Genomic DNA, 21159 nt, shown 5'->3' on the forward strand with positions numbered 1-21159 from the left:
AAAAGCTTTTTGAATTCAATCATGTCAGCAATTATTGTGGGAGAATCACTTTGCCATCTTGGATTGGGAAGGTTTTCCCCGCAGGCTTACTTTGCAAACGCACTGTCGTTGGCGTACCAGTCACCTCATACGTTACATTGTAACCCACAACCTTTTCAGATGCGGTGTATTCTGTGTGACATTTCTTTTCGGTGCTCGTAACGACATCACCTTTTTGTACATTATCTTGGATCTCACGACCAGCTAATGCGCCAGCAATCGTACCGGCAGCTGTCGCAATCACTTTACCTGAACCACCGCCAATCTGATTACCAAGCGCCGCTCCTGCTGCTGCACCCCCTACGGTACCCAGTAACTTGTTTTCATCTTTTGGTTGAACCTGATGCGTCACCACCACGTCTTTACACACTTGGCGCGGTTTTTTTACCGTTTCCGTCACTGCATCAACCATCGTGATATTTGCTTCCGTCGGCATTGGTGGCATTTTGTCTTTACAACCAACTAAGACAGCAACAACCACCGCTGCAATTGCAATAGATTTAATATTCATGATTCCCATCCAATATGGTTTTCTCTATTTTTCAGTATGGTAAATCGAAAATTTAAATCCGCATCAGGAGACGACAAGGCCTATGTCATTAACAAGTAAAAAACCGCATGTTATAAAAAATTGGTCAGAAGTTGATACGAAGACTGTCAGCCTATCTGCCTTCGTATCACTGAGTTCAATAGCTGTACTAAGAGGAAAGTCATCCACTAATGAATAATGCTAACTACGCAGGCACCATCCAACGAGTCCAAAACGCCAACAACATCGATGCACACAAAACCCAAACTAAAGTGGCCGAGGTTAACGTACCAACTAAGCTCAAGCGATAGCTAAAGTAGAACACCGAAATCAAATAAGCACTATATGGAATCAATGAATAGATCCCAAACAGTGCCGTTTCGCGTAGCGCTTCCATGTCACGCTCTGTCCCTACAATAAAATGTGCAATTAAAGCAAACGTAGGGAAAAGCGGAATCAAGCCCGCGATATAGAAGCTTTTTGATTTTGAAAGCAGCGCAATCAGCATTACTGCCGCTGCGCCTAGCAAAGATTTAAGAAATAAACTGGTCATCATTTTACGCCAAACTTAAAAACAGCTCATCGTCTGTTAGGTACTTATGACGGTGGCTCAAATTACGCAGATGCATAAACATAAAGTCAGGAAAGCCTGGCGCGATGATTCTATTTGGTTCCCAAAAGATGCCACCGACAAACACATAGCGTCCCTGATTATCATCATCGTGCAAAGGATTATTAAGCGGGGTAGACAACTCTGCTCGGCAACCTTCAACCACACAAACGATTTGCCCTTTGAAGATACCCACAACACGTTTGACAAGATTCGCTTTGATACCACACTTCCACGCTTGACGCGTTGCCAGTTCGTAACCGTGTTTTCTTATCGTTTTTTTCTGCAAGTGTACAACCAAGTTCATCATTCTTTCCTGATTCGTCTTTGTTTGTACTATAACCAAATTACCCTCTAAGGTTGCCGATATAAATTTATCGAAACCATAGAGGGTGATGATTAAATTCGAACTGAATTAGAAACTTTTTATCTATGCATCAATCAGATAGTTATCACCTTCTTTTTCAAGCCGGTCAAGTAAAGTTCGGCACTCATCAAGGTCAAGTGACAGATCAAAACGACGCTTTAGGTTCATTAAAAAGAAGATGTCTTCACACATCGCTTTTTCTGGCTCATCACTGATCTTCGCCACAGGAGAACCATTGCATGACACCATTTTGATCACGATCGACAGCGGTTTGTAGGGAATTCTCTGGGCATTCACATAATCACCCATGTCATTGGCAAGCGATGTACCAATACCGAAGCTTACTTGCACACGGTCTTGAAAGTACTCGCAGATATCGAGGGCTTGTTCGAAGTTAAGGCCATCCGTAAACACTAAAGTTTTGGTCATCGGGTCGATACCAAGAGACTGGTAGTGCTCAATCATCTTCTCACCCCACGTGTACGGACAACCACTGTCATGGCGTACACCAACGTAAGCCTTACTCAGTTCTTCATCGAAGTCCTTCAAAAAGGCATTAATACCAATGGTATCAGTAAGAGCAATACCTAACGCGCCCTTAAACATCTCTTGCCAGCGTTGCAACGCCACTTTCTGAGAGTCACGTACATTCACTAACGCTTGGTGTCCCATGAACCATTCGTGTGCCACCGTGCCAATCGGCGTGAGATCGAGCTCTTTAGCCAAGTGGTAATTACTGGTTCCAGTTAGGCAATTAGGCAACTCTTTGCTCAAGTACGCTAACATCAAACGCTGAGCTTGAAATGAAAAGCGACGACGCGTCGACATATCCGCAAATTTGAAATTAGTGATATTACGACGTTTCAGTTCAGTTTTGAGATGACTAACTTTCTCTGCAAGAACGGCTTGGAACTGCTCGACTGGAATGTCTGACCAACGTACACGGCTGCGCACTTCAGAAACAATACTCATGATGATCGTTTCGTAGAGAATGGTTTCTCTCCATAGACCATTGATGGTGATACGTAATTGGCTTGAGCCATCGGCCATGCTCTTGATATTGAAAGCAACATCACGCTGAGGATTAAAACGAAATGCATGCAGACCATCGAGAAATTCTGGAGAAAGGTAAGGCGCGACGCGCTTCATGTACTGAATTTCTTCGCTGGTAAAGCAGACGTCTTGCAGCTTAAGTACTTCCGCTTTTACTTCTGGCAATAATTCAGATAGCTCCTCATTACTGCGCACAATGAACTTGTAGGACACCATCGCATCTGGATATAACACCGCTACGGCGCTCATCATATTCACTTTGTATACGTCGAAATCTAACGCACTTTGAATGATACGAGACGAAAATAAATTGGTGGTCATTCTGAGCCCTTCTACACGCCCTTTTTCGTTTATACCCAAGTACCATCAGCATGGTGCAAGCCGTATCTTATTGTTTTCCCAATTAAGTTCTAAAAACGTTCTCAACAAGGCACACTTAGGTATATAACTTATTGTTACTAACTGAATTGCGTAAACAATAAACACCCACTTAAGGTTTGTCAACCTTTGTTACTAACCACTTATTTTTATGGTTTTTTTATGCGCAACCATCCTTCAGTTACTGTGGATAACTTAACCATTCAAATATCGTTATGTTTGATAATGATAATAAATGCTTGCAAAAAACGTTTCTAACAATAAGTTACTTACCCATTGATCGACTGCTTGTTATGCGCTAGATTACTCACAAATCAATCTCAGGACACCATCATGATAGTCACCGTCGATATCATTCCATTTAGGTTATCAGGCCGCGCTGATAAAGGACTGGAAGTATTGCTTATCAAGCGTTCGAACCCTGATCGCCCTTACCATGGCGTATGGGCTTTGCCTGGTGGATTCGTTTTTGATAAAGATATGACCCAAGCAGGTGGCCGCCCAGCAGATGAAAACTTCGAAGCGGCTCGCCGTCGTATCTGCCGCGAGAAAATTCACACCTATCCACGTCACTTCAGCGAAGCCTTCATTGACGGGGACCCAAAACGCGATCCAGAAGACTGGAGTTTGAATATCACCCACTATGCGCTAGTCGACGGCAATAATATCGAACAGATCAGCAACGCTGGCGTAGCAGAATGTCACCTCAAGTGGTTTTCACTACGAGCAATTCTCGATGGAGAGGAAAGCCTTGCATTTGACCACCAGAACATGATTGAGAAAGCATGGCAGAAGTTACGGGCCTCTATCGAGTACACCTCTGTCTTATTGTTTGCACTCGACAAAGAGTTTTTGGTCGCCGATATCATTGCCGCTTACCAAGAGTTTGGTATTGATATCAGTCGAATGACGATCAAACGCCGCTTGGTTGACTCTGGCGTACTCAAACCAACCAACAAAGTCGCGTCCACCAACAAAGGTAAAGGCGGTAAGCCTGCCATGGTGTACACCCTTGCAAGCGACGAAGTGACTTTTTTCCAAAACTGCTTGCGTGGCTAACGCAAACATAGAGCCAGACAAGGAGTCTGCCATGACAGTTCGAGTAAACTACCAAACCACCGCTGTGATCGACGTGGATCCTGAGAAAGGGTTCACCGAACTTTGCCCTGACGAACTGCCAGTAACAGGCGCATTAGAAATCGTTCCAGAACTGCAAAAGAACCACACGAAGGGGCGCTTAAAATTAGTCAGCCGAGACTTACACCCGCCCAAAGCAGCGTGGGATGCAGAAACGCCAGCCAATATGCTTGAGCCTGTAGGCCTACCAAACGTGGACATTAAGTGGAACCGCCACTGTGTGCTTGGCACAACAGGTGTAGAACTGCTTGATGGTTTACCACCCGTGCTTGAATACGATTTCCAAGTGAACAAAGGCATGGAGCCAGACGCACACCCTTACGGGATTTTCTTCCATGATGCGGCCGACACCAAAACGACCGGAGCGAATGAGTACCTTAAGTTTCACAACATCGACACGCTCGTAGTCGGCGGCTTGGCGTTAGACTTCTGTGTCAAGACATCGGTTATTCAAGCGCTCAACTTAGGCTTTAGCGTGATTGTCAATCTAGCGTCAACTCGTGCAGTACTGCCAGACACAGTAGATTCGGTCATTGCTGAGTTGAAAGAAAAAGGGACGATATTCGTCGACAACGCTGACGAAATCCTTGTGGAAAAACTTGCGTAGTTCTCCTTGCTGCAATTTGCCCTGTGGCGATTAAAAATCGGTCCAACTTATCTGGACCGTTTTTATATTTAAGGAAAGCTCAGCGAGAAATCACTGAATCACACCACATACAATGCGTGCTCCACCACCGCCAAGTTTAGCCGGATGATCAGAGTGATTATCACCACCCGCATGAATCATTAAGGCTCGCCCTTTGACATCCGCCTGTTTTACACGAGGCGCCAATACTGGCTGATCCGCCACACCATCGGCATTAACATATAACGCTGGTAAGTCACCTAGATGGTTACCATTCGTCCACGGGAACCCATGCTTGCCTGTTTCTTCTGGATCATAGTGACCACCAGCACCACCACCCAATACGGTTTTGCCATCTTTGGTGCTGCTTTCACATGAACCGGTCGCATGCAAATGAAAACCGTGCACACCGGCAGGCAAACCTTTTAAATCGGGGGTAAATACCGTGCCGTATTCACTCGAACTGATCGTGACCATACCAGCCGATTTCCCCGAACCTAGATCGGTCATTTCCACAGAGAGAGGCTCCGCCAATACAGAGGTCGAGAGAAACATAAATGCCGCAAGTAAAGTGTTTGTTCTCATATCTTGAACGTCCTATTCCGTTGTAATTATTGGTACCAAACGATAAGTGACACGTAAGGAGTGCTGTGTGGGCTCCAACACGCTATATTCGCCATGAATTGCGGCAAATTGCTTCAAGTTTAGACCTACCTCTCCGAAAGTTCAGACGAAATGTCGCCCAATGTTTCGTTTGGTGACTCCAAATCCGCAGCTTGCTGGCTAAGGCTTGCTTGATGTCGAAACGCACTTCAAGTCGCGTATCGTTATCATCACTTTGCAAGGCGATGGTCGCGCCATGTATGCGCTTTGGGTAGCCTTGCTGCTCAAGGAAGTTCAAATCCTGCCTGATACTCGTTATACCGTTAACTCAGACGGTTACCATCCGGATCTAATACGCCGCTTTCGTAGTAACCATCGCCTGTTTGTCTCGGATCGTCGATCCATTGATAGCCATCACCCACCAAGGTTTTGGTTAATTGATCCACAGCCTGTTCTGAACCTAATGCAAAAGCAAAGTGCGCTAACCCTGTGACCTGCATCACCTGAAGTTTCTCACAGGCGGTCACACCTTCCATCGACATCAACTCCAATCGTACGCCACTTTCAAACGAAAGAAGGCAAGACGAAAACTGCTTGTTTGGGTAGTGATTTTTATCGTTAGAAACCGCATTAAAGTATTTCTCATAGAAAGCTGTTAGATCTTCCAAACGTTCTGTCCAAATAGCGATAGGTTCAATTTTCATTAGGATTCCCCTTAGCTCTTAACTGCGCTCAATCTAACGAGGAAAGGCAGCACAAAAAAGAGAGCAAATCACAACGAGTGGTTCCTATTTTATGTCTGAGCTGCTCATTCGATAGGTTATTAACGCTATGGTTGGAGTTGTGTTTGAGCGAAAGTGATGCCCATAATGGCGCAAAGTTTTTCAGGACAGAATGATGGAAGAAATTTACTTCGCAGGCGGCTGCCTTTGGGGCGTTCAAGAATTTATGCGCCACCTGCCGGGCGTAATCAGCACCGAAGCTGGACGCGCAAACGGAACAACGGATAATACCCAATCCGAATACGATGGCTACGCTGAGTGCGTAAGAACGCAGTTCGATCCTGAGCAAGTTTCAGTAGAAACCTTAATGGGATATCTGTTTGAGATCATCGATCCTTACAGCATTAACAAGCAAGGTGAAGACGTAGGTGAGAAATACCGCACTGGTGTTTATAGCCAAAATGAACAACACCTAACCATCGCGAAAGCATTTATCGCAGCAAGACCAGATACCAATAAGATCGCTGTAGAAGTACTGCCACTCACGAATTACTTGCCAAGTGATGATGAGCACCAAAACCGACTTACGCGCTTCCCAAATGACTACTGTCATATCCCGTTAGATTTGCTGCATAAGTACAAGAATCAGTCTTAATGGATCAGCTCAATCTACAGCGTGACAACCCCTCCTAATCTCCCCTTGGCTTCAAATTCGGAGCTTAAATTAGCCAATGTGTATCAAGGGGAGGAACTGTCCGAGATCACTCGTCGGCTTGCGCAATCCATCAATCATTAACCAAATGAAAACCGCAACATTAATTACATTTACCTCAATACTTCAGTACCTATGAGTCAAAAATGATTACAGAACTAACAAACGTCAATTTAATTAAAGGCAACCTTTAAGCAAATAATAAAAAATAAGTCTTTCAACAGCAGGCACAAATGCTATTAGAAAATAACCGAATCAGCAGCAAAGAGGCTTTTTTAACCGACATCGATGCCGTAACATGTTGTCCATCTGGCGTAGCACACACATTTATGACAACGAGAGCATTAGGAAAAGCAGGTGCAGCTGCAAGTCTGAAAATCAAAGTCGAAACACAAGGTGAAAACGGTATCCAGAACCGCATCACTGACCTAAATGTAGCAAACGCGAACGTTATTGAGTGTTCAACCAAAGAAGCGATGCGTAACGCAGCGACTCTTATTGAAGCTTAAACCTTAAGCATCTCTCCTAAGAGCCCTTTCCCCTAAAGGGCTCTATTTAATCATGCGGTTTGTAGTGGTCAACAAACTCCGGTCACCTGATACAGGTCTATACTTAAAATATGCTGTATAAGGGGAGCAGGTCATGGACTTTACAGAAAAACTCCGTTTGCGTGGCAAAGCTGAGGAAGACCGATTCTTCGCTGAGTTAGATCGCCAACTTATCGAAGCAATGCACGAAAAGCAGAAGCGTGAAAACGCCCCGCCGCAAGAATCGACCGACAACTCACACTTTCAAGAAAAGTAGTTAGTCTCTAAATTCGCCTCTATATGATATAGAAGAGAAGCATTCCCCATTAACTCAAGGATTACTTAATGAGGCTCCTCCCTCTCGCTTTATCCATTCTCTGCACCGCATTATTTCCGCCTACTACAGCACTGGCCTCTGAACGCGCAGAGCAAGGCTGGCAACTGATAGAACAAGGTGCGATGATTGTCGATGTGCGAACCCCACAAGAGTTTTCCGATGGGCACCTGGACAACGCAGTAAATTACCCACTTTCGGAGTTGGACAAACACTTTGCTAATGTCGATAAAGACACGCAGATCGTGCTTTACTGCCGAAGTGGTGCTCGCTCAGGCAAAGCATATCAACACCTAAAGTCACGAGGTTTCAGCAATCTTCATAACGCTGGTGGCTTCGCTGAAATGCAAGAAGCAAAATAGCGCCATTGCTCTCATTGAACAAAAAATAGCACACTACAATGTGTGCTTTTTATGCCTGTGTATTGATACCAAACCACCTGCGTGCTCTTCTCTTAAAAAGTATCAACAAACCCTGAACAGTTTGAGTTTTAAAAGAGAGAAATTCTCAGCTTTTTTCAAACATCCCCACGGCTTTCATCACTCCAGACATGAGCGAAGTGGAATCCGCTTTCTTTGATGAGCTTTGCATGACCAGTGGTTTTGGCGTAAGCGCTCGCGCAACTCTTCCAGCGCTTATTGGGTAGAGGATAATTCGGCTTGTTGGTTATTACTCATATTCAGTCTCTATATCACCATCACGATGAGTGATTGGATTATCAGCTAACCTTCTTACTGGATACCGTTACTTACCATCTAAAAACCAGATACATCGTTAAGATCGGAAAAATGCAATAAGACTAAACAAAAGTTGTATATTTGCGGCTCACCTCATATCCACATCCCTCTAAACCACATTCTCACGTCAATACGATCAACCAAATACAGTGAAAACACTGATATTACAACTGGTTATACAGGCACCCTTACAATATTCGTATTGCCTTCTGCTTTTATCAAGCGATACATTTCATCAAAATCACACCTGCAAACGCACAGCAATCGGTTAGATAAAGGACTAAAAATGAAAATAAAAATGACCAGCTTACTCCTAGCCTCACTCACCCTCACAGGATGTGGTGGAGGATCCAGCTCAAGCAGCAGCAACACAGGCGGAAATAACGGAAATGAGACCGACAAAACACTCATAAACTCACTCGAGTTTGCCGACCAAAACCTGCATAAATGCGTAATGGCGGAAGCCGAGAATCGGGATCTCACCTACGCCGAGGAGATCTACACACTTAACTGTTCAGAACTTGGTATCAATACTATTGATGGCATTGAGCAACTCACAGAACTCAGCTCTCTCGATCTTATTAACAATAACCTACAACAGCTTGATCTAAGTAAAAACTCTGAGTTGTGGTACGTTGATGCACAGCAAAATGAAATCTACAGTGTCACGCTGCCACACTCAAATCAGTTGCAGTTCCTAACACTGACAGAAAACGCATTGCAAACGATCGATATATCAAGCTCACCAAATCTAGAGCGGCTAACATTAGCAAACAATAAGCTGAGTAGTATCACATGGGGTGATGATCATAGTGCAATGACTCATCTCGACATTGATATGACTCTGATCCGAACGCTTGACCTATCATTAACACCAAACCTATTCGATTTATCTGCAGATTCAATACCGTTAAACGATCTCCAAACCGTGCCATTAAATAAACTGGATACTTTAGATTTGTTTAATACCGATATTGATGTGGAATTAAGTCATTTCCCAAATGCGCGAGCCTTCACCTTAACACCGTTGACCGACACCATCGATTTAAGTGGCAATTCCGAGCTGAAATCTCTCGGGGTGTATGGTGAAGCATTAACCTCCATCGATATTGCCAACTTAACTAAGCTTGAGCGCTTGGTCATATGGACCGAAAATGTGACCGATATCGATCTCAGTAGCAATGTCGAACTTACCAACCTAACTATCGGTCCGCTTAGCCTAAACGATCTTCATATCGACAACTTAAACAAGCTTGAAGAGGTCGACGTTTCCTCGGCCACGCTTTCACAAAGTACTATCGATTACCTACAAGCTCAAAGCGTATCGAAAGGATTTAGCCTAACGCTTTTACCATAACGTCTCACTGTCATGGTTTCGTCATCGCAGGGCAGCGAGGCATGATTCACTTGTGCCACAGTTAAAACATAGCGATGCCTACAATTCTTGTGTTAACTCGTCTTAGAGACATGTACACTCACCATTTGATAGGAAGCAAGCTTGCAGCATTGAACGATATTTCACCACCAATGTTTAGATTGAACGCTTTGGCTGAATTTTCGTAGATAAAGGGCTATTTTTGCCGCCTAGCGCCTATAAAGCTCAACCATTTCCTCCCTTTTTGTTGTAAAAATCCCTGCGATATTAACGTGAGCTATATCACCTTATGAATGAATGAGCTAGAATGGCGGCCACATTCAATATGACCTTTTTTAACAGTATCTCGAAAGTGAATTAAGATCTTGTTATTAAAAGAAATTTACTTCGAGGGCACTGCTATGATAAGTACAAATAACATCACCATGCAATTTGGCGCTGAGCCACTGTTTGAAAATATTTCAGCCAAGTTCGGTAACGGCAATCGCTACGGCCTTATCGGCGCGAATGGCTGTGGTAAATCAACATTCATGAAAATCCTAAGCGGAGCATTAACACCAAGTTCAGGTAACGTTTCTATTACCCCGGGATTAAAGCTCGGCGTATTGAGCCAAGATCAGTTTGCCTTTGAACAGTACAGTGTGATTGACGCCGTGATCATGGGTGATCGTAAACTATGGGAAGTGAAGCAGGAGCGTGACCGCATCTATTCATTACCAGAGATGAGCGAAGAAGACGGCATGAAAGTGGCAGAGCTTGAAAGCGAATTTGCCGAAATGGATGGCTACACCGCAGAGAGCCGCGCCGGTGATATTTTGCTGCAAGCGGGTATTGAAGAAGAGTTGCATTTTGGCCTGATGCAGCAAGTTGCACCTGGTTGGAAACTGCGTGTGTTATTGGCACAGGCACTGTTTGCAAACCCAGACATTTTGCTGCTTGACGAACCAACCAACAACTTGGACATTCATACCATCAACTGGTTGGCAGAAGAGTTAAACCAGCGAAAGTGCACGATGATCATCATCTCACACGATCGCCACTTCCTAAACTCGGTATGTACTCACATGGCGGATATCGATTACGGCGAGCTGCGCATTTATCCAGGAAACTATGAGTACTTCCTTGAAGCGTCAGGCTTACGTCGTGAACAACTCCTTGCTTCTAACGCAAAGAAAACAGCAGAAATTAATGAACTGCAAGAGTTCGTAAACCGATTTGGCGCAAACGCTTCAAAAGCAAAGCAAGCCAGTTCTCGAGCAAAAAGAATGGATAAAATCCAACTGGACGAAGTGAAATCAAGCAGTCGAGTCAGCCCATCCATTGATTTTGGTGAAGGTAAAAAACTGCATCGCTTAGCGCTTGAGCTGCAAGATCTTGGTCATGCCTTTGGCGACGAACTGCTGTTTGAAAAAGGTAATTTACTGCTGGAAGCAGGTACGCGCCTGGCGATTATCGGTGAAAACGGTGTCGGTAAAACGACCTTACTACGCTGCCTCGTCAACGAATTAGAGCAAACCCAAGGCGTGGTGAAATGGTCTGAGAACGCATCAATTGGTTACTGCCCGCAAGATAGCAGCGCAGACTTTGATAATGACCTGACGATTTTTGAGTGGATCTCCCAATGGCGAACGGTGAAGCACAATGATTTAATGGTGCGTGGTATTTTAGGTCGCTTATTGTTCACCGCAGATGATGCCAATAAAAAAGCCAGAAACTGCTCTGGTGGTGAGAAGAACCGCTTACTATTTGGTAAGCTGATGATGCAGGATATCAATGTACTGGTAATGGATGAGCCAACCAACCACATGGATATGGAAGCAATCGAAGCACTAAACAGTGCATTAAAAACTTATACAGGCACGTTGATCTTTGTCAGCCATGACCGCGAGTTTGTCTCATCACTTGCCACTTCGGTTATTGATGTGAAAGATAAAAAATTGGTGAGCTTCCAAGGTACGTTCGATGAGTACATGGCCCATCAGCAAAAGGTGCTTAACGCTGCGTAATGAAACGCAACGACGCCAAAGAACAGCGAATAACCAGACGGGAATTAAACGTCGAATTGCATAAAATAGATGCTGGCTATTCGCCGTAATGAATTAATCTATACCTTAGAAAGGTATGGTGGTAAGCCGAAGAGCACCACTGATAAAACTGAGGAGCTGCTCATGAACCATGAGTTTATGACTGAAGAAGAACGTATCGAATTACAGCAGAATAACCCACTGCACGGTCTTAAATTAGAAGATATGTTGAAGCAACTGGTTGACCATTATGGCTGGGAAATTCTTGATACAGCAATGCGTATGAACTGTTTCAATACCAACCCAAGTATTACTAGTAGCGTCAAATATCTGAAGAAAACTGAGTGGGCTCGCGAGCGTGTAGAGAACTTTTATCTATACCGCTTTAAACGCATGCCTAAAGCATCAGAGTATGAATACAACCTTCCACCGCGTGCTCGTACTTTCCCACATGGTTTAGAGCCACGTGAGCCAATGGAACTAACGGTAGAATCGATTTTAGCTTCGCAGGCCAAGGCGGCTTCAGCACATAAAGAACGTGCGTCAAAGCAGCGTGCTGAACGCGCCCGTTTTCATCGTCGCCGATAGTTTTTTTAGTCATTCTTACAGAAAAAAGCTCTGATAACGTGCTCTCGAGAGTGATTTAATTGATTGAATTAGAAAGTCAAACATTGCTGTTTGGCTTTTTTTCAGCATCACAAATGGTGCATTACATACATCAGTACTACCTTAGCTCAACTCTAACGTCATAAATTGGCTATTGGGGTCGAATTCATAATCCGCAAACGGCTCACAGTAAATAAAGCCATGTTTTTCATACAAGGTACGAGCTGGCCTGAAAAATGCCATCGAACCGGTTTCTAAACTCAGGCGTGTTACTCCTTTTAGCTTTGCTTGCTCGATAACGTGAATCAGCAACTGGGACCCCACGCCTTGGTTTCTCGCCGCAGGCGTGGTACGCATGGATTTAAGTTCAGCATGTTGTTCGTCCAGCTTTTTAATCGCCACACAACCAAGTAACTCTTCATCTTTCCATCCGGTCCAAAACGTGACTTCTGCCGTTTTGAGTTTGTCCAAATCTAACGCGTGCACACTTTCTGGTGGCGAGGTGGCATACATATCTTGCAAATGTTCTTCTAGCAGCGCGATAACTTCTGATCTTTCTAAATTGTCGACTTCAATCTTCACATAGCCTCCTTAGGTTGCGCTTATTAATCATTCAACTGCACTGAATTTATTCCATAACCTAAGCTGAAACAACCTATTACTAAGCCCTAATTAGATCACTTGTCGCATGATGTGCTGAAGTCCAACATGGCCACCGTGATAAACAGCGCTTGTTATGACAGACGGCCGCAAACCAATAAAAAATAAAACTTTCCTCTCAACTTCTCTCCCATCATCTATGCTTTTGTTAGGCACTTGTTTTCACAACACTTTGGACGTGAACCATACCGAACAAACTGGCGACTTATATTGATGAGAAATTTAGATTGGTAATTTCTGTAAAACTGAATCCGTAACGAGGTTTTCTAGTTTAGCGTTTTTGTCATTTATCCCCCACGCCATAAGTAACGAGGATAGAGTGAATAATTGGGCGCATTTACTCGATTTGGTTTGGGCAAAGGACTTACAAGCCAACTCTTTTCAATCGCAATATCCGCCTCAATGATTTTTTCAGAACGAAATCCTGATTATTGATTGTTTACATTCATCTACTACAACCATACCCCAGAGCTAACTTTGACACGATGAACGATAAAAGCAAATTCGCCACAAAAGTAGCGCTTAGCCTGACTCTGGCTTATTTGATCCCGTTTGCCCTGGGTTGGCCGCAAGCCTCTACTGCCGCCACCACCGTGATGCTGATAGCTTGTACCGGCAGTCGCAGAGAATCTCTGGCAAAAGGGACACTGCGTGTGATCGGGACTTTAGTCGGCGCTGTCATCGGTTTGCTGTTAGTAGGCATGTTTGCCCAAGAGCGCCTGATGTACATGCTCAGCGTTTCTGTCGTGGTCTCCTTTATTTTCTATTTCCGCAATGCGTACCAGAAAGACCCTACGTTGCTCATGCTGACCGGTGTGATGACACTAATGATGTCTAATGGCGGGGACGCTGAAGGCGCGTTCCTTTACGGGGTTGATCGTGCCTACATGACGATATTTGGCGTTGTGGTGTACACCTTGGTCGGAACCTTCTTATGGCCAACCAAGACTGAACAGAATCTACGCCAGATGATGGAGCAACTCAACCACGCTCAACATGCCCTATTTTCAGCGATTCTGCACAGTGTTGACGGAGATAAAGAATCAGCCTCTTCAGAACCGAATCAAAACGAAAAAGATCAAGAGCCCAAGCCCACCATCGAAGCGCTTCTAGACCAAGTGTTCACTGCACAAAATGCACTGGAATTGCGGTTTGCAACCGTCAGTGCTGAATGCAGTGATGTCTCGGCTTATATTAAAGAGTGGCAACTCGCCGTTCATTTCAATAAACAAATCACTCAAGAACTGAGCGTTGCCGCACACCGCCACTTCAGCCATCAACAAGACCGACATTTTATCAATAACTTCGATGACGGCATCGAAGAAATTCAAGCTCTGTTTAAACGATGCCAAGAAATGTGGGACAACGATGGACCGGCTTATCGAACACAAGCCTTTAACGTCGATTACAACGAAGAAGCACTAGCAAGAGCGTCGCACCTAGAAAAAGGGTCAGCCCTAACTCTTGGCCATTTAATTAATCTGATGCACCAAAGCTTGTCACGATTAGCGGAAAGCATCAGTTGTATTGATTCTGTTACCAACAGCATCTCGTTCCAACAAGCGCTACCAAAACAAAAAAGCAAATTTCTTTGGTGGGACGCAGAAAACTTTAAAACTGCGGTCAAAACATTGACCACCTATTGGATTGCTGGTCTCATTTGGATCTATTTCAATCCTCCCGGTGGCTACTCATTTGTCACCTTCTCCACCATTTTTATGTCGCTGCTGTCATTCGTACCCGTTCACCCAGTGGTGCTATTGATATTATTTACGTTTGGCTTCCTATTTGCGGTGCCTTCGTATGTCTTCATTTTACCGGGATTAGAGCTGGGAGCAGAATTAGGGGTGTTCATCTTCCTCTACACCTTTGTCGGCTTCTACCTATTTAAAGGTCCCGTCACCATCTTCTATATGATTGGTCTGTTTGTACTCGGACTCGATAACAACATGACCTATCACTTCGGTATTTTAATGACGATTATGACCTTGTTCTATATGGTGGTGTTCATGATCATTTTCGCTCACTACTTCCCGTTTAACTCTCGTCCAGAGCATTTATTCTTAACCTTAAAGGAACGCTATTTCCGGCACGTGAGGGAGTTGTTTATCTGTTATCACGAGCAATCAGAATCCACCTATAAAAAAAGCAAACGAGCATTGCATCTGATAACGCTCAATGTGTCTTCAAAAAAGCTCAAAGCGTGGGGATCTAAAATAAACCACAAATTATTCAATAAAACACCACCAGAAGCGATTAGTGCTTTCAGTAAATCGTGTGATGCATTGAGCAACCACATCAACATTCTGGTTGCGACAGAACAGAAGCTAACAAGTAACCGACTCATCAAACAATTACGTAATCAACACCGAGATACCATATTACCTTTGATGGCAAACGCGCTTGCGAGCCCCAAGACAACCACTGAACTCGATTCTGTGTTTGAACAATACAGTGAAGCTTACCAATCCTTTGAAAATAAACTGGAAGATTTCTTTAGTGAGTTGGATTTATCTGACTACGCTTATTCAGAGATAGCCGGTTTTTATATCTTACTGAATCTAAAACGAAACGTATTCGAAGCAATGACACAGTGCAAACAAACCTATGAGGGCATTGATTGGGTGAACTTACGTCAAAAACGGTTCTAACAGTGAGGATTTGATGCCAGAAATAACTAAACCAACCCTCGCGATACTCACTTTACTTGGGCTCAGTGCATGTACCACGGTGGGGCCGGATTACGTACACCCAAAACAACCCACTCTGCCTAATAATTGGTCACTAGAAACCTCCATTCAAAGCACTCAACCGTCAGAGCGAGAGCTACAACAATGGTGGCAACAGTTTAATGATCCGACACTCAATCAGTTAGTAGAGATAGCGAATCAACAAAACCTCGACCTAGAAGCTGCCGGGCTACGTATCGTACAAGCTCGTTCGCTTTTAGGCATTTCAACCGGATTGCAATACCCACAGGTGCAGACAATTTCCGGCAACTTAGCTCGGGCATACATCAACGACCAAGGGGTAAACAATGCCGCTTTTTCGTTCGATGCTGGGTGGGAAATAGACGTTTGGGGAAAGTATGCACGTGGGATTGAATCCGCTGAAGCAGGCTACTATGCATCTATCGCTTCCTACCAAGACATCATGATAACCATCACGGCTGAAGTGGCGAGAAATTACATCAACTATCGTACGTACCAAGAGCGTATTCTACTTTCTCGCCGCAACATTGAGATTCAAGAGCGGGTAACCCGTATTACTCAAATACAGTTTGATTCCGGCAACGTCACCGAACTTGACGTTCAACAAGCAAAAAACCAGCTGTACAACACCAAGGCGGCACAACCGGCTTTGGAAATCGCCATGAAGCAAGCCCGTACCGCATTAGCATTATTACTCGGTGTATTGCCAGAAGAGGTCGAGGCGTTACTGACGTCGGATAATTTTAACCAACGCATGGCGGAATACGAAAAACAATTTAAATCATCAGGAAGAAAGCCTGCGCAATACGATAATGATGCCTACTCTATTGTACCTCGCCCGCCGTATTTAGATAACAAAGTTAATGCCAATTTGGTTATGCGCCGCCCAGATCTACAAGTATCTGAAATGCAAGCTCGCGCTCAAAGTGCGAAAATTGGCGTTGCTGAATCAGCACTATATCCCAGCTTTTCGCTATTTGGATCCATTGGAATTGATAGTACGGTCCCTGATGGAAACAGCTTTAGCTTCAGTGACTCACTGACTATGGTGGTTGGCCCAAGTTTCAGTTGGAATATATTCCAATATGGCCGAGTGAAAAATAACATTCGTTTTGAAGATGCACGCTTTCAAGAAACCCTCACCAACTACAACAAGAAAGTCCTACAAGCCGTTAATGAAGTGACTAATGCGCTAGAGGCATACGATTTGTATCTCGAGCAAAAATCATTGCGCCTGCAATCGGTAAACGCCTCAATTCGCGCATTTAATATCTCCATGATGCTGTATGAAAACGGCCAAATCTCCTTTGAGCGCTTACTTAAGTCCTTAGAAAGCATGACGCGAGCAGAAGACAGTTACGCAACCATCAAAGGTAATGTGGCTAACCAAGTGATCGCGCTTTACAAAGCGCTAGGTGGTGGCTGGGAAACAGAAACTGGCAAACCTTTCTTATCAGAAACCATCGCGAAACAAATGCAAGACCGCAGCGATTGGGATGATTTGCTAGACGAAGAAGAACGCCTCCTTCCGCCGCTTCTTCTCAATACACCATCAGACAAAGCGAAAACGGATAGCGCCCAACAACATAGGGAGGAGCCATAATGCCACATGAACTCTCTTGGGGTGACGTGTATTTCTCTCCTTTGTTATTGGCCCTATTTTTAGCGGTCACGGCAACATGGATAACGGTGATCATTTTAAACAAAACACGTCTGTCTCGCTTCATTGCGTTTCCGTCCCTGACATTTATTGCCATCATGGTGTTGTACGTGGTGGCCATCGACCATTTATATATACAGTTTTAGGTGCCCAGCAAGATGAAAAAACTACTCGTTATTGCACTCAATTTGGTCATTCTTGGTGGCGCGGCATGGCTGGGCTATCAAAAATTCGAAGAGTATTTTAATAACCCGTGGACTCGAGATGGACAAGTGCGCGCTAATGTCATCAAGGTCGCGCCACGTGTCTCTGGCCCTATCGTTCAGGTTGCGGTACAAGATAACCAATCTGTACAAAAGGGGGATTTGCTGTTCGAAATCGATCCAACGACCTATGAAGTCGCCCTATCCCAAGCCAATGTGTCGTTAGAAAAATCTATTGTTAGCTCTCGCGGGAAAAAGATTGAGTACGACCGTTTGAAGGACATTCGAGCCAAAGATCATGGTGCGGTTTCTCATAAAGATCTGATTCGCCGTGAAATTGCTTATCAAGAATCGTTATTACAAATTGAATTGGCCAAGGAGAAACTGAAGGCTGCGCGTCTCAATCTAAACTACACCAAGGTCTACGCATCCGTAGATGGTTTCATTTCCAATCTCGACATTCGTGACGGCACTCAAGCAGTCGCAAACCAACCGCTCGTCGCCCTTGTAGATAAAAATAGCTTCTGGGTATTTGGTTTCTTTCGCGAGAATCAACTCGCTCAAATTCAGCCTGGTAACGACGCGCGCGTCACTCTAATGTCACATCCAGATACCCCGATTGATGCCACGGTGGATTCTATTGGGTGGGGGATCGCCCCCAAAGATGGCACCGTCGGATACAACCTTTTGCCAAACGTGAATCCGGTATTCCAATGGATTCGTTTGGCACAACGTATTCCCGTGCGAATTTCACTTCGAGAACTTCCTGAAGACATTGATCTTCGATTCGGGCTTTCTGCGTCCATCATGGTGATGAAAGAGTCATCACAAGAGCAAGAATAAGGATTGAACAGGAATAACCATGGCTATTGGCAAAAAACTCAAAAATATCAACGAAGAAAACAACTTCTTCTACCTGACCTTAGCGCTCATAGCGCTGTTAATTGGCGGTGCATTTGTCCAAGTTGTCGGCGAAGGAACGATGGAATATCTACTTCAAGGATTTACCATTTTAACCTTCATTGTCTGTATGGCCAGTTTGCGCTTCGATAAAAACTGGTCGCGTTTTCTTTATAGTTTGCTCGGCACTTGGGTAGTTGTCATCATCATACAAGCGCTTTTAGGCATAAAAGAGATGGATGTAATAATGCTCGCTCTCACTTTTGCGTTCTTCTTTGGCACATTCAAGTCCATCGCAAGGCAGATTCTCTTCACTGGACATATCAACACCAACAAAGTGATTGGTTCTGTTGCTCTATTTTTGCTTCTTGGCTTGATGTGGGCAATTGCCTACCTCATTTTACTTGAGTTCTCCCCTAACTCTTTTACAGGAATGGAAGCCATCTCCTGGGGGCAGAACTTCTCCAATGCAGCATATTTTAGTTTCGTCACTCTAACCACGCTTGGTTATGGCGATATCAGTCCTACTACACCTCTAGCGCAAGTCATCGTCTATCTAGAGGCGATTGTAGGCGTATTTTATATGGCGATTGTTGTTTCAAGTCTCGTCAGTTCCAACATCGAACAGCAGGTAAGCAAAAATGGATAAACAATCGGAAAAAAATGAAAGTAAGGTTTTCATCAGTAACATGGTGGAATCCGCAATACGCATTGGTTTGATATTGATCTTACTGATGTTTACCTATGACATTATTAAACCCTTCATCTTACCCGTCATTTGGGGGGCTATCATCGCAGTCGCATTGATGCCCATTACCCAAAAACTTGAACGTGTCTACGGCGGAAAGCGAGGACTGGCTGCCACCACGATTGCGCTGCTCGGTATCGCCCTTTTAGTTACTCCTTTGGTGATGGTGTCGGGTTCTATTGTCGATGGCGCCACTCACACACTCGACGTGCTGCAAAATGGCGAAATTAACATTCCGGGACCGAAACCTTCCGTGGCGGAATGGCCGCTAATCGGTGACAAGCTTTATGACGTATGGAGCTTGTTCGCCACCAACCTAGAAAAAGCCATCCAAACGTTTATGCCGCAGATCAAATCAGGTTTAACGTCACTTCTGGGCATGGTAGGGAGCGCTCTGGGCAGTTTGTTACTTTCTATTTTGTCCCTTGCGATTGCTGCCGGTTTTATGGCGTATTCTGAGCCTCTTGCTTCTGGGCTAAAAACCATCGCAGTGCGTACCGCTGGTGAGAATGCCAAAAGTTGGACCACGCTTATCGCTGCCACCATAAAAAGCGTATTACTCGGCGTTGTCGGAGTGGCAGCAATTCAAGCACTGTTAATTGGTGCAGGTTTTTTCTTCTTCGACGTACCAGCAGCTGGCCTACTCACGTTGATCTTGATGATTCTTTGTATTGCTCAGATCCCAGCACTACTGCCACTCCTTCCTGTCATTGGCTATATGTACATGACCAACGACACGACCACAGCAACGCTGTTCACCGTATGGGTTGTAGTGGCGGCACTGTCCGAAAATCTGTTCAAACCTATGCTGATGGGACGTGGCGTCGACGTGCCAATGCCCGTGATTTTGCTCGGTGCAATCGGTGGTATGTTGATCTATGGTATTGTCGGATTGTTCTTAGGCGCTGTTATTCTCGCGATCTGGTATGAACTATTTGTCTGGTGGCTAGACATTGAAAAAGCACAACAGCAAGAGGGTCAGAGCAAACCCAAAGAAAAACCATCAGAAGAAGCTGATTCTGGTCACGGTGCCGGTATTTAATCGTTAAGCAAATTGCAACAAACCGCTGTGAACCAGCGGTTTGCGCTATTTAGTTTACCGTTTTGCCTGGTCAAATAAGATGAAAATGACATTCTTGTTAAATTTTCATTCTTCTTACATTCAAGAGTTGCAATCAGTCACTTATCGATGCAACCTCAATGGCCACTAATACTAATGACTGTGCTTAGGATAAAAACAATGAAATTGATCAAGCCTTTAACTTGTGCGCTTGCTCTTGCAATGAGTAGTATGGCCTTCGCGGACGTGACGATAAATGTTCCTGATAACGTTTCAATTTTGGCGGCAAATGGAGAGAAAGTAAAAGTATCAGGTGGCTTCTTTGCGTCTGAAAAAACGGTCACTTTACCAGATGGCATAAATCAAGTGGTCTTCCGCTACTCTCCATTCTTTAGTCAAGGTAATGACCGTGTTAGCGTTGAAAGTGACGCAATCATCACTCGATTCAACGCAACTGACGCAACGCTTACGTTCCAACTTCCTAAGTACCGTGACCTTCGTGAAGCAGAAAGCAAAATCAAAGACCTAGATTGGAAACTGATTGATGCATCTGGTAACGCGATTGCTGTTGAGCAAGACAAACTCATCAAACCTGGCATGCAAATCGGCCGTGACTACGTTCGTGAAGTAGAAGACTACAATCGTACGGGTGGCGTAGCGGCAATCGCCGTTGCAGGCGCGGTTCAGCCGGCAAAGATTCCGACACAAGCGAACCAAGCCGCTGTAGCAGTAAAAGCGGACTCAACCGCAGAAGAGATGCTTCACTTTTGGTACCAAAAAGCGGACGCCGAGACCAAAGCGCGTTTTAAAGAATACGTAAACAAGCAATAATCCTGTGT

Annotated in this window: 22 protein-coding genes and 2 pseudogenes; 16 read left to right on the forward strand and 8 right to left on the reverse strand. The window is 44.5% G+C overall.

Annotation, left to right across the window (positions count from 1 at the left end):
- Positions 1-31: 31 nt before the first annotated feature.
- The 4 genes from AK966_RS10540 to pncB all read right to left on the reverse strand — a co-directional run bounded on the left by AK966_RS10540 (position 32) and on the right by pncB (position 2919).
- Positions 32-550, reverse strand: a complete 519-nt coding sequence (locus AK966_RS10540; RefSeq protein ID WP_119464102.1) for a glycine zipper 2TM domain-containing protein — start codon at positions 548-550, stop codon at positions 32-34.
- Between the two features lie 223 nt (positions 551-773).
- Complete coding sequence (locus AK966_RS10545) at positions 774-1121, reverse strand: GlpM family protein (RefSeq protein WP_099079682.1); 348 nt, start codon at positions 1119-1121, stop codon at positions 774-776.
- A gap of 4 nt (positions 1122-1125) precedes the next feature.
- The gene (locus AK966_RS10550; RefSeq protein WP_099079652.1) at positions 1126-1485 is read right to left on the reverse strand and encodes an acyl-CoA synthetase; all 360 of its coding nucleotides are present in this window, start codon (positions 1483-1485) and stop codon (positions 1126-1128) included.
- Between the two features lie 123 nt (positions 1486-1608).
- Positions 1609-2919, reverse strand: a complete 1311-nt coding sequence (gene pncB / locus AK966_RS10555; protein ID WP_099079651.1) for a nicotinate phosphoribosyltransferase — start codon at positions 2917-2919, stop codon at positions 1609-1611.
- Between the two features lie 390 nt (positions 2920-3309).
- Here pncB and AK966_RS10560 point away from each other — a divergent pair, with 390 nt between their 5' ends.
- Complete coding sequence (locus tag AK966_RS10560; protein WP_099079650.1) at positions 3310-4035, forward strand: NUDIX domain-containing protein; 726 nt, start codon at positions 3310-3312, stop codon at positions 4033-4035.
- 31 nt (positions 4036-4066) lie between these two features.
- Positions 4067-4720: a nicotinamidase gene (locus AK966_RS10565; RefSeq protein ID WP_099079649.1), complete on the forward strand. Its 654-nt coding sequence runs from the start codon at positions 4067-4069 to the stop codon at positions 4718-4720.
- 90 nt (positions 4721-4810) lie between these two features.
- On the opposite strand, the gene sodC is transcribed toward AK966_RS10565, so the two are convergent.
- From sodC to AK966_RS10580, 3 genes and pseudogenes are all read right to left on the reverse strand, one after another.
- Positions 4811-5323, reverse strand: coding sequence for a superoxide dismutase family protein (gene sodC / locus AK966_RS10570; RefSeq protein ID WP_099079648.1), 513 nt, complete (start codon positions 5321-5323; stop codon positions 4811-4813).
- 158 nt (positions 5324-5481) lie between these two features.
- A pseudogene (locus AK966_RS20320) lies at positions 5482-5669 on the reverse strand (DeoR family transcriptional regulator); the annotation flags it as partial.
- Positions 5665-6045, reverse strand: a complete 381-nt coding sequence (locus AK966_RS10580) for a VOC family protein (RefSeq protein WP_119464103.1) — start codon at positions 6043-6045, stop codon at positions 5665-5667. The pseudogene AK966_RS20320 and the gene AK966_RS10580, both read right to left, overlap by 5 nt.
- Positions 6046-6238: 193 nt before the next feature.
- Here AK966_RS10580 and AK966_RS10585 point away from each other — a divergent pair, with 193 nt between their 5' ends.
- The 7 genes and pseudogenes from AK966_RS10585 to AK966_RS10610 all read left to right on the forward strand — a co-directional run bounded on the left by AK966_RS10585 (position 6239) and on the right by AK966_RS10610 (position 12360).
- A complete protein-coding gene (locus AK966_RS10585) occupies positions 6239-6718 on the forward strand; it encodes a peptide-methionine (S)-S-oxide reductase (protein ID WP_099079646.1) in 480 nt (159 codons plus the stop codon).
- 338 nt (positions 6719-7056) lie between these two features.
- Positions 7057-7284 (forward strand): annotated as a pseudogene (locus AK966_RS10590) (PTS fructose transporter subunit IIB); the annotation flags it as partial.
- 133 nt (positions 7285-7417) lie between these two features.
- Positions 7418-7579 (forward strand): hypothetical protein, encoded by a 162-nt coding sequence (locus tag AK966_RS19920; RefSeq protein WP_172438127.1) that lies wholly within the window; start codon positions 7418-7420, stop codon positions 7577-7579.
- Positions 7580-7647: 68 nt separating this feature from the next.
- The gene (locus tag AK966_RS10595) at positions 7648-7998 is read left to right on the forward strand and encodes a rhodanese-like domain-containing protein (protein ID WP_099079645.1); all 351 of its coding nucleotides are present in this window, start codon (positions 7648-7650) and stop codon (positions 7996-7998) included.
- Between the two features lie 673 nt (positions 7999-8671).
- The gene (locus AK966_RS10600) at positions 8672-9730 is read left to right on the forward strand and encodes a hypothetical protein (RefSeq protein WP_119464104.1); all 1059 of its coding nucleotides are present in this window, start codon (positions 8672-8674) and stop codon (positions 9728-9730) included.
- Positions 9731-10149: 419 nt separating this feature from the next.
- The gene (locus AK966_RS10605) at positions 10150-11754 is read left to right on the forward strand and encodes an ABC-F family ATPase (protein ID WP_119464105.1); all 1605 of its coding nucleotides are present in this window, start codon (positions 10150-10152) and stop codon (positions 11752-11754) included.
- A gap of 177 nt (positions 11755-11931) precedes the next feature.
- Positions 11932-12360 (forward strand): VF530 family DNA-binding protein, encoded by a 429-nt coding sequence (locus AK966_RS10610; RefSeq protein ID WP_119464197.1) that lies wholly within the window; start codon positions 11932-11934, stop codon positions 12358-12360.
- 141 nt (positions 12361-12501) lie between these two features.
- Here the strand turns inward: AK966_RS10610 and AK966_RS10615 are convergent, their stop codons facing one another.
- Positions 12502-12960, reverse strand: a complete 459-nt coding sequence (locus tag AK966_RS10615; RefSeq protein WP_099079642.1) for a GNAT family N-acetyltransferase — start codon at positions 12958-12960, stop codon at positions 12502-12504.
- 563 nt (positions 12961-13523) lie between these two features.
- On the opposite strand from AK966_RS10615, the gene AK966_RS10620 reads away from it, so the two are divergent.
- The 7 genes from AK966_RS10620 (at position 13524) to AK966_RS10650 (ending at position 21151) form a co-directional block, all read left to right on the forward strand.
- Positions 13524-15689: an FUSC family protein gene (locus tag AK966_RS10620; protein WP_119464106.1), complete on the forward strand. Its 2166-nt coding sequence runs from the start codon at positions 13524-13526 to the stop codon at positions 15687-15689.
- 13 nt (positions 15690-15702) lie between these two features.
- The gene (locus AK966_RS10625) at positions 15703-17352 is read left to right on the forward strand and encodes a TolC family protein (protein ID WP_119464107.1); all 1650 of its coding nucleotides are present in this window, start codon (positions 15703-15705) and stop codon (positions 17350-17352) included.
- Positions 17352-17555: a DUF1656 domain-containing protein gene (locus AK966_RS10630; RefSeq protein ID WP_119464108.1), complete on the forward strand. Its 204-nt coding sequence runs from the start codon at positions 17352-17354 to the stop codon at positions 17553-17555. The genes AK966_RS10625 and AK966_RS10630 overlap by 1 nt, the downstream gene beginning before the upstream one ends.
- A gap of 12 nt (positions 17556-17567) precedes the next feature.
- Positions 17568-18455, forward strand: coding sequence for an HlyD family secretion protein (locus tag AK966_RS10635; RefSeq protein WP_119464109.1), 888 nt, complete (start codon positions 17568-17570; stop codon positions 18453-18455).
- Between the two features lie 19 nt (positions 18456-18474).
- A complete protein-coding gene (locus tag AK966_RS10640) occupies positions 18475-19161 on the forward strand; it encodes a potassium channel family protein (protein ID WP_119464110.1) in 687 nt (228 codons plus the stop codon).
- Positions 19154-20302, forward strand: coding sequence for an AI-2E family transporter (locus AK966_RS10645; protein ID WP_099079636.1), 1149 nt, complete (start codon positions 19154-19156; stop codon positions 20300-20302). The genes AK966_RS10640 and AK966_RS10645 overlap by 8 nt, the downstream gene beginning before the upstream one ends.
- A 198-nt stretch (positions 20303-20500) precedes the next feature.
- Positions 20501-21151, forward strand: a complete 651-nt coding sequence (locus AK966_RS10650) for a DUF2057 domain-containing protein (RefSeq protein WP_119464111.1) — start codon at positions 20501-20503, stop codon at positions 21149-21151.
- Positions 21152-21159: the final 8 nt, after the last annotated feature.

It is taken from the genome of Vibrio sp. PID23_8 (assembly GCF_003584965.1).
GTDB lineage: Bacteria > Pseudomonadota > Gammaproteobacteria > Enterobacterales > Vibrionaceae > Vibrio.

Bases quoted from the DNA above. Each gene is read 5' to 3' on its own strand.
- AK966_RS10540 (WP_119464102.1), bottom strand. From the start codon at position 550: ATGAATATTAAATCTATTGCAATTGCAGCGGTGGTTGTTGCTGTCTTA.
- AK966_RS10545 (WP_099079682.1), bottom strand. From the start codon at position 1,121: ATGACCAGTTTATTTCTTAAATCTTTGCTAGGCGCAGCGGCAGTAATG.
- AK966_RS10550 (WP_099079652.1), bottom strand. From the start codon at position 1,485: ATGAACTTGGTTGTACACTTGCAGAAAAAAACGATAAGAAAACACGGT.
- pncB (WP_099079651.1), bottom strand. From the start codon at position 2,919: ATGACCACCAATTTATTTTCGTCTCGTATCATTCAAAGTGCGTTAGAT.
- AK966_RS10560 (WP_099079650.1), top strand. From the start codon at position 3,310: ATGATAGTCACCGTCGATATCATTCCATTTAGGTTATCAGGCCGCGCT.
- AK966_RS10565 (WP_099079649.1), top strand. From the start codon at position 4,067: ATGACAGTTCGAGTAAACTACCAAACCACCGCTGTGATCGACGTGGAT.
- sodC (WP_099079648.1), bottom strand. From the start codon at position 5,323: ATGAGAACAAACACTTTACTTGCGGCATTTATGTTTCTCTCGACCTCT.
- AK966_RS10580 (WP_119464103.1), bottom strand. From the start codon at position 6,045: ATGAAAATTGAACCTATCGCTATTTGGACAGAACGTTTGGAAGATCTA.
- AK966_RS10585 (WP_099079646.1), top strand. From the start codon at position 6,239: ATGGAAGAAATTTACTTCGCAGGCGGCTGCCTTTGGGGCGTTCAAGAA.
- AK966_RS19920 (WP_172438127.1), top strand. From the start codon at position 7,418: ATGGACTTTACAGAAAAACTCCGTTTGCGTGGCAAAGCTGAGGAAGAC.
- AK966_RS10595 (WP_099079645.1), top strand. From the start codon at position 7,648: ATGAGGCTCCTCCCTCTCGCTTTATCCATTCTCTGCACCGCATTATTT.
- AK966_RS10600 (WP_119464104.1), top strand. From the start codon at position 8,672: ATGACCAGCTTACTCCTAGCCTCACTCACCCTCACAGGATGTGGTGGA.
- AK966_RS10605 (WP_119464105.1), top strand. From the start codon at position 10,150: ATGATAAGTACAAATAACATCACCATGCAATTTGGCGCTGAGCCACTG.
- AK966_RS10610 (WP_119464197.1), top strand. From the start codon at position 11,932: ATGACTGAAGAAGAACGTATCGAATTACAGCAGAATAACCCACTGCAC.
- AK966_RS10620 (WP_119464106.1), top strand. From the start codon at position 13,524: ATGAACGATAAAAGCAAATTCGCCACAAAAGTAGCGCTTAGCCTGACT.
- AK966_RS10625 (WP_119464107.1), top strand. From the start codon at position 15,703: ATGCCAGAAATAACTAAACCAACCCTCGCGATACTCACTTTACTTGGG.
- AK966_RS10630 (WP_119464108.1), top strand. From the start codon at position 17,352: ATGCCACATGAACTCTCTTGGGGTGACGTGTATTTCTCTCCTTTGTTA.
- AK966_RS10635 (WP_119464109.1), top strand. From the start codon at position 17,568: ATGAAAAAACTACTCGTTATTGCACTCAATTTGGTCATTCTTGGTGGC.
- AK966_RS10640 (WP_119464110.1), top strand. From the start codon at position 18,475: ATGGCTATTGGCAAAAAACTCAAAAATATCAACGAAGAAAACAACTTC.
- AK966_RS10645 (WP_099079636.1), top strand. From the start codon at position 19,154: ATGGATAAACAATCGGAAAAAAATGAAAGTAAGGTTTTCATCAGTAAC.
- AK966_RS10650 (WP_119464111.1), top strand. From the start codon at position 20,501: ATGAAATTGATCAAGCCTTTAACTTGTGCGCTTGCTCTTGCAATGAGT.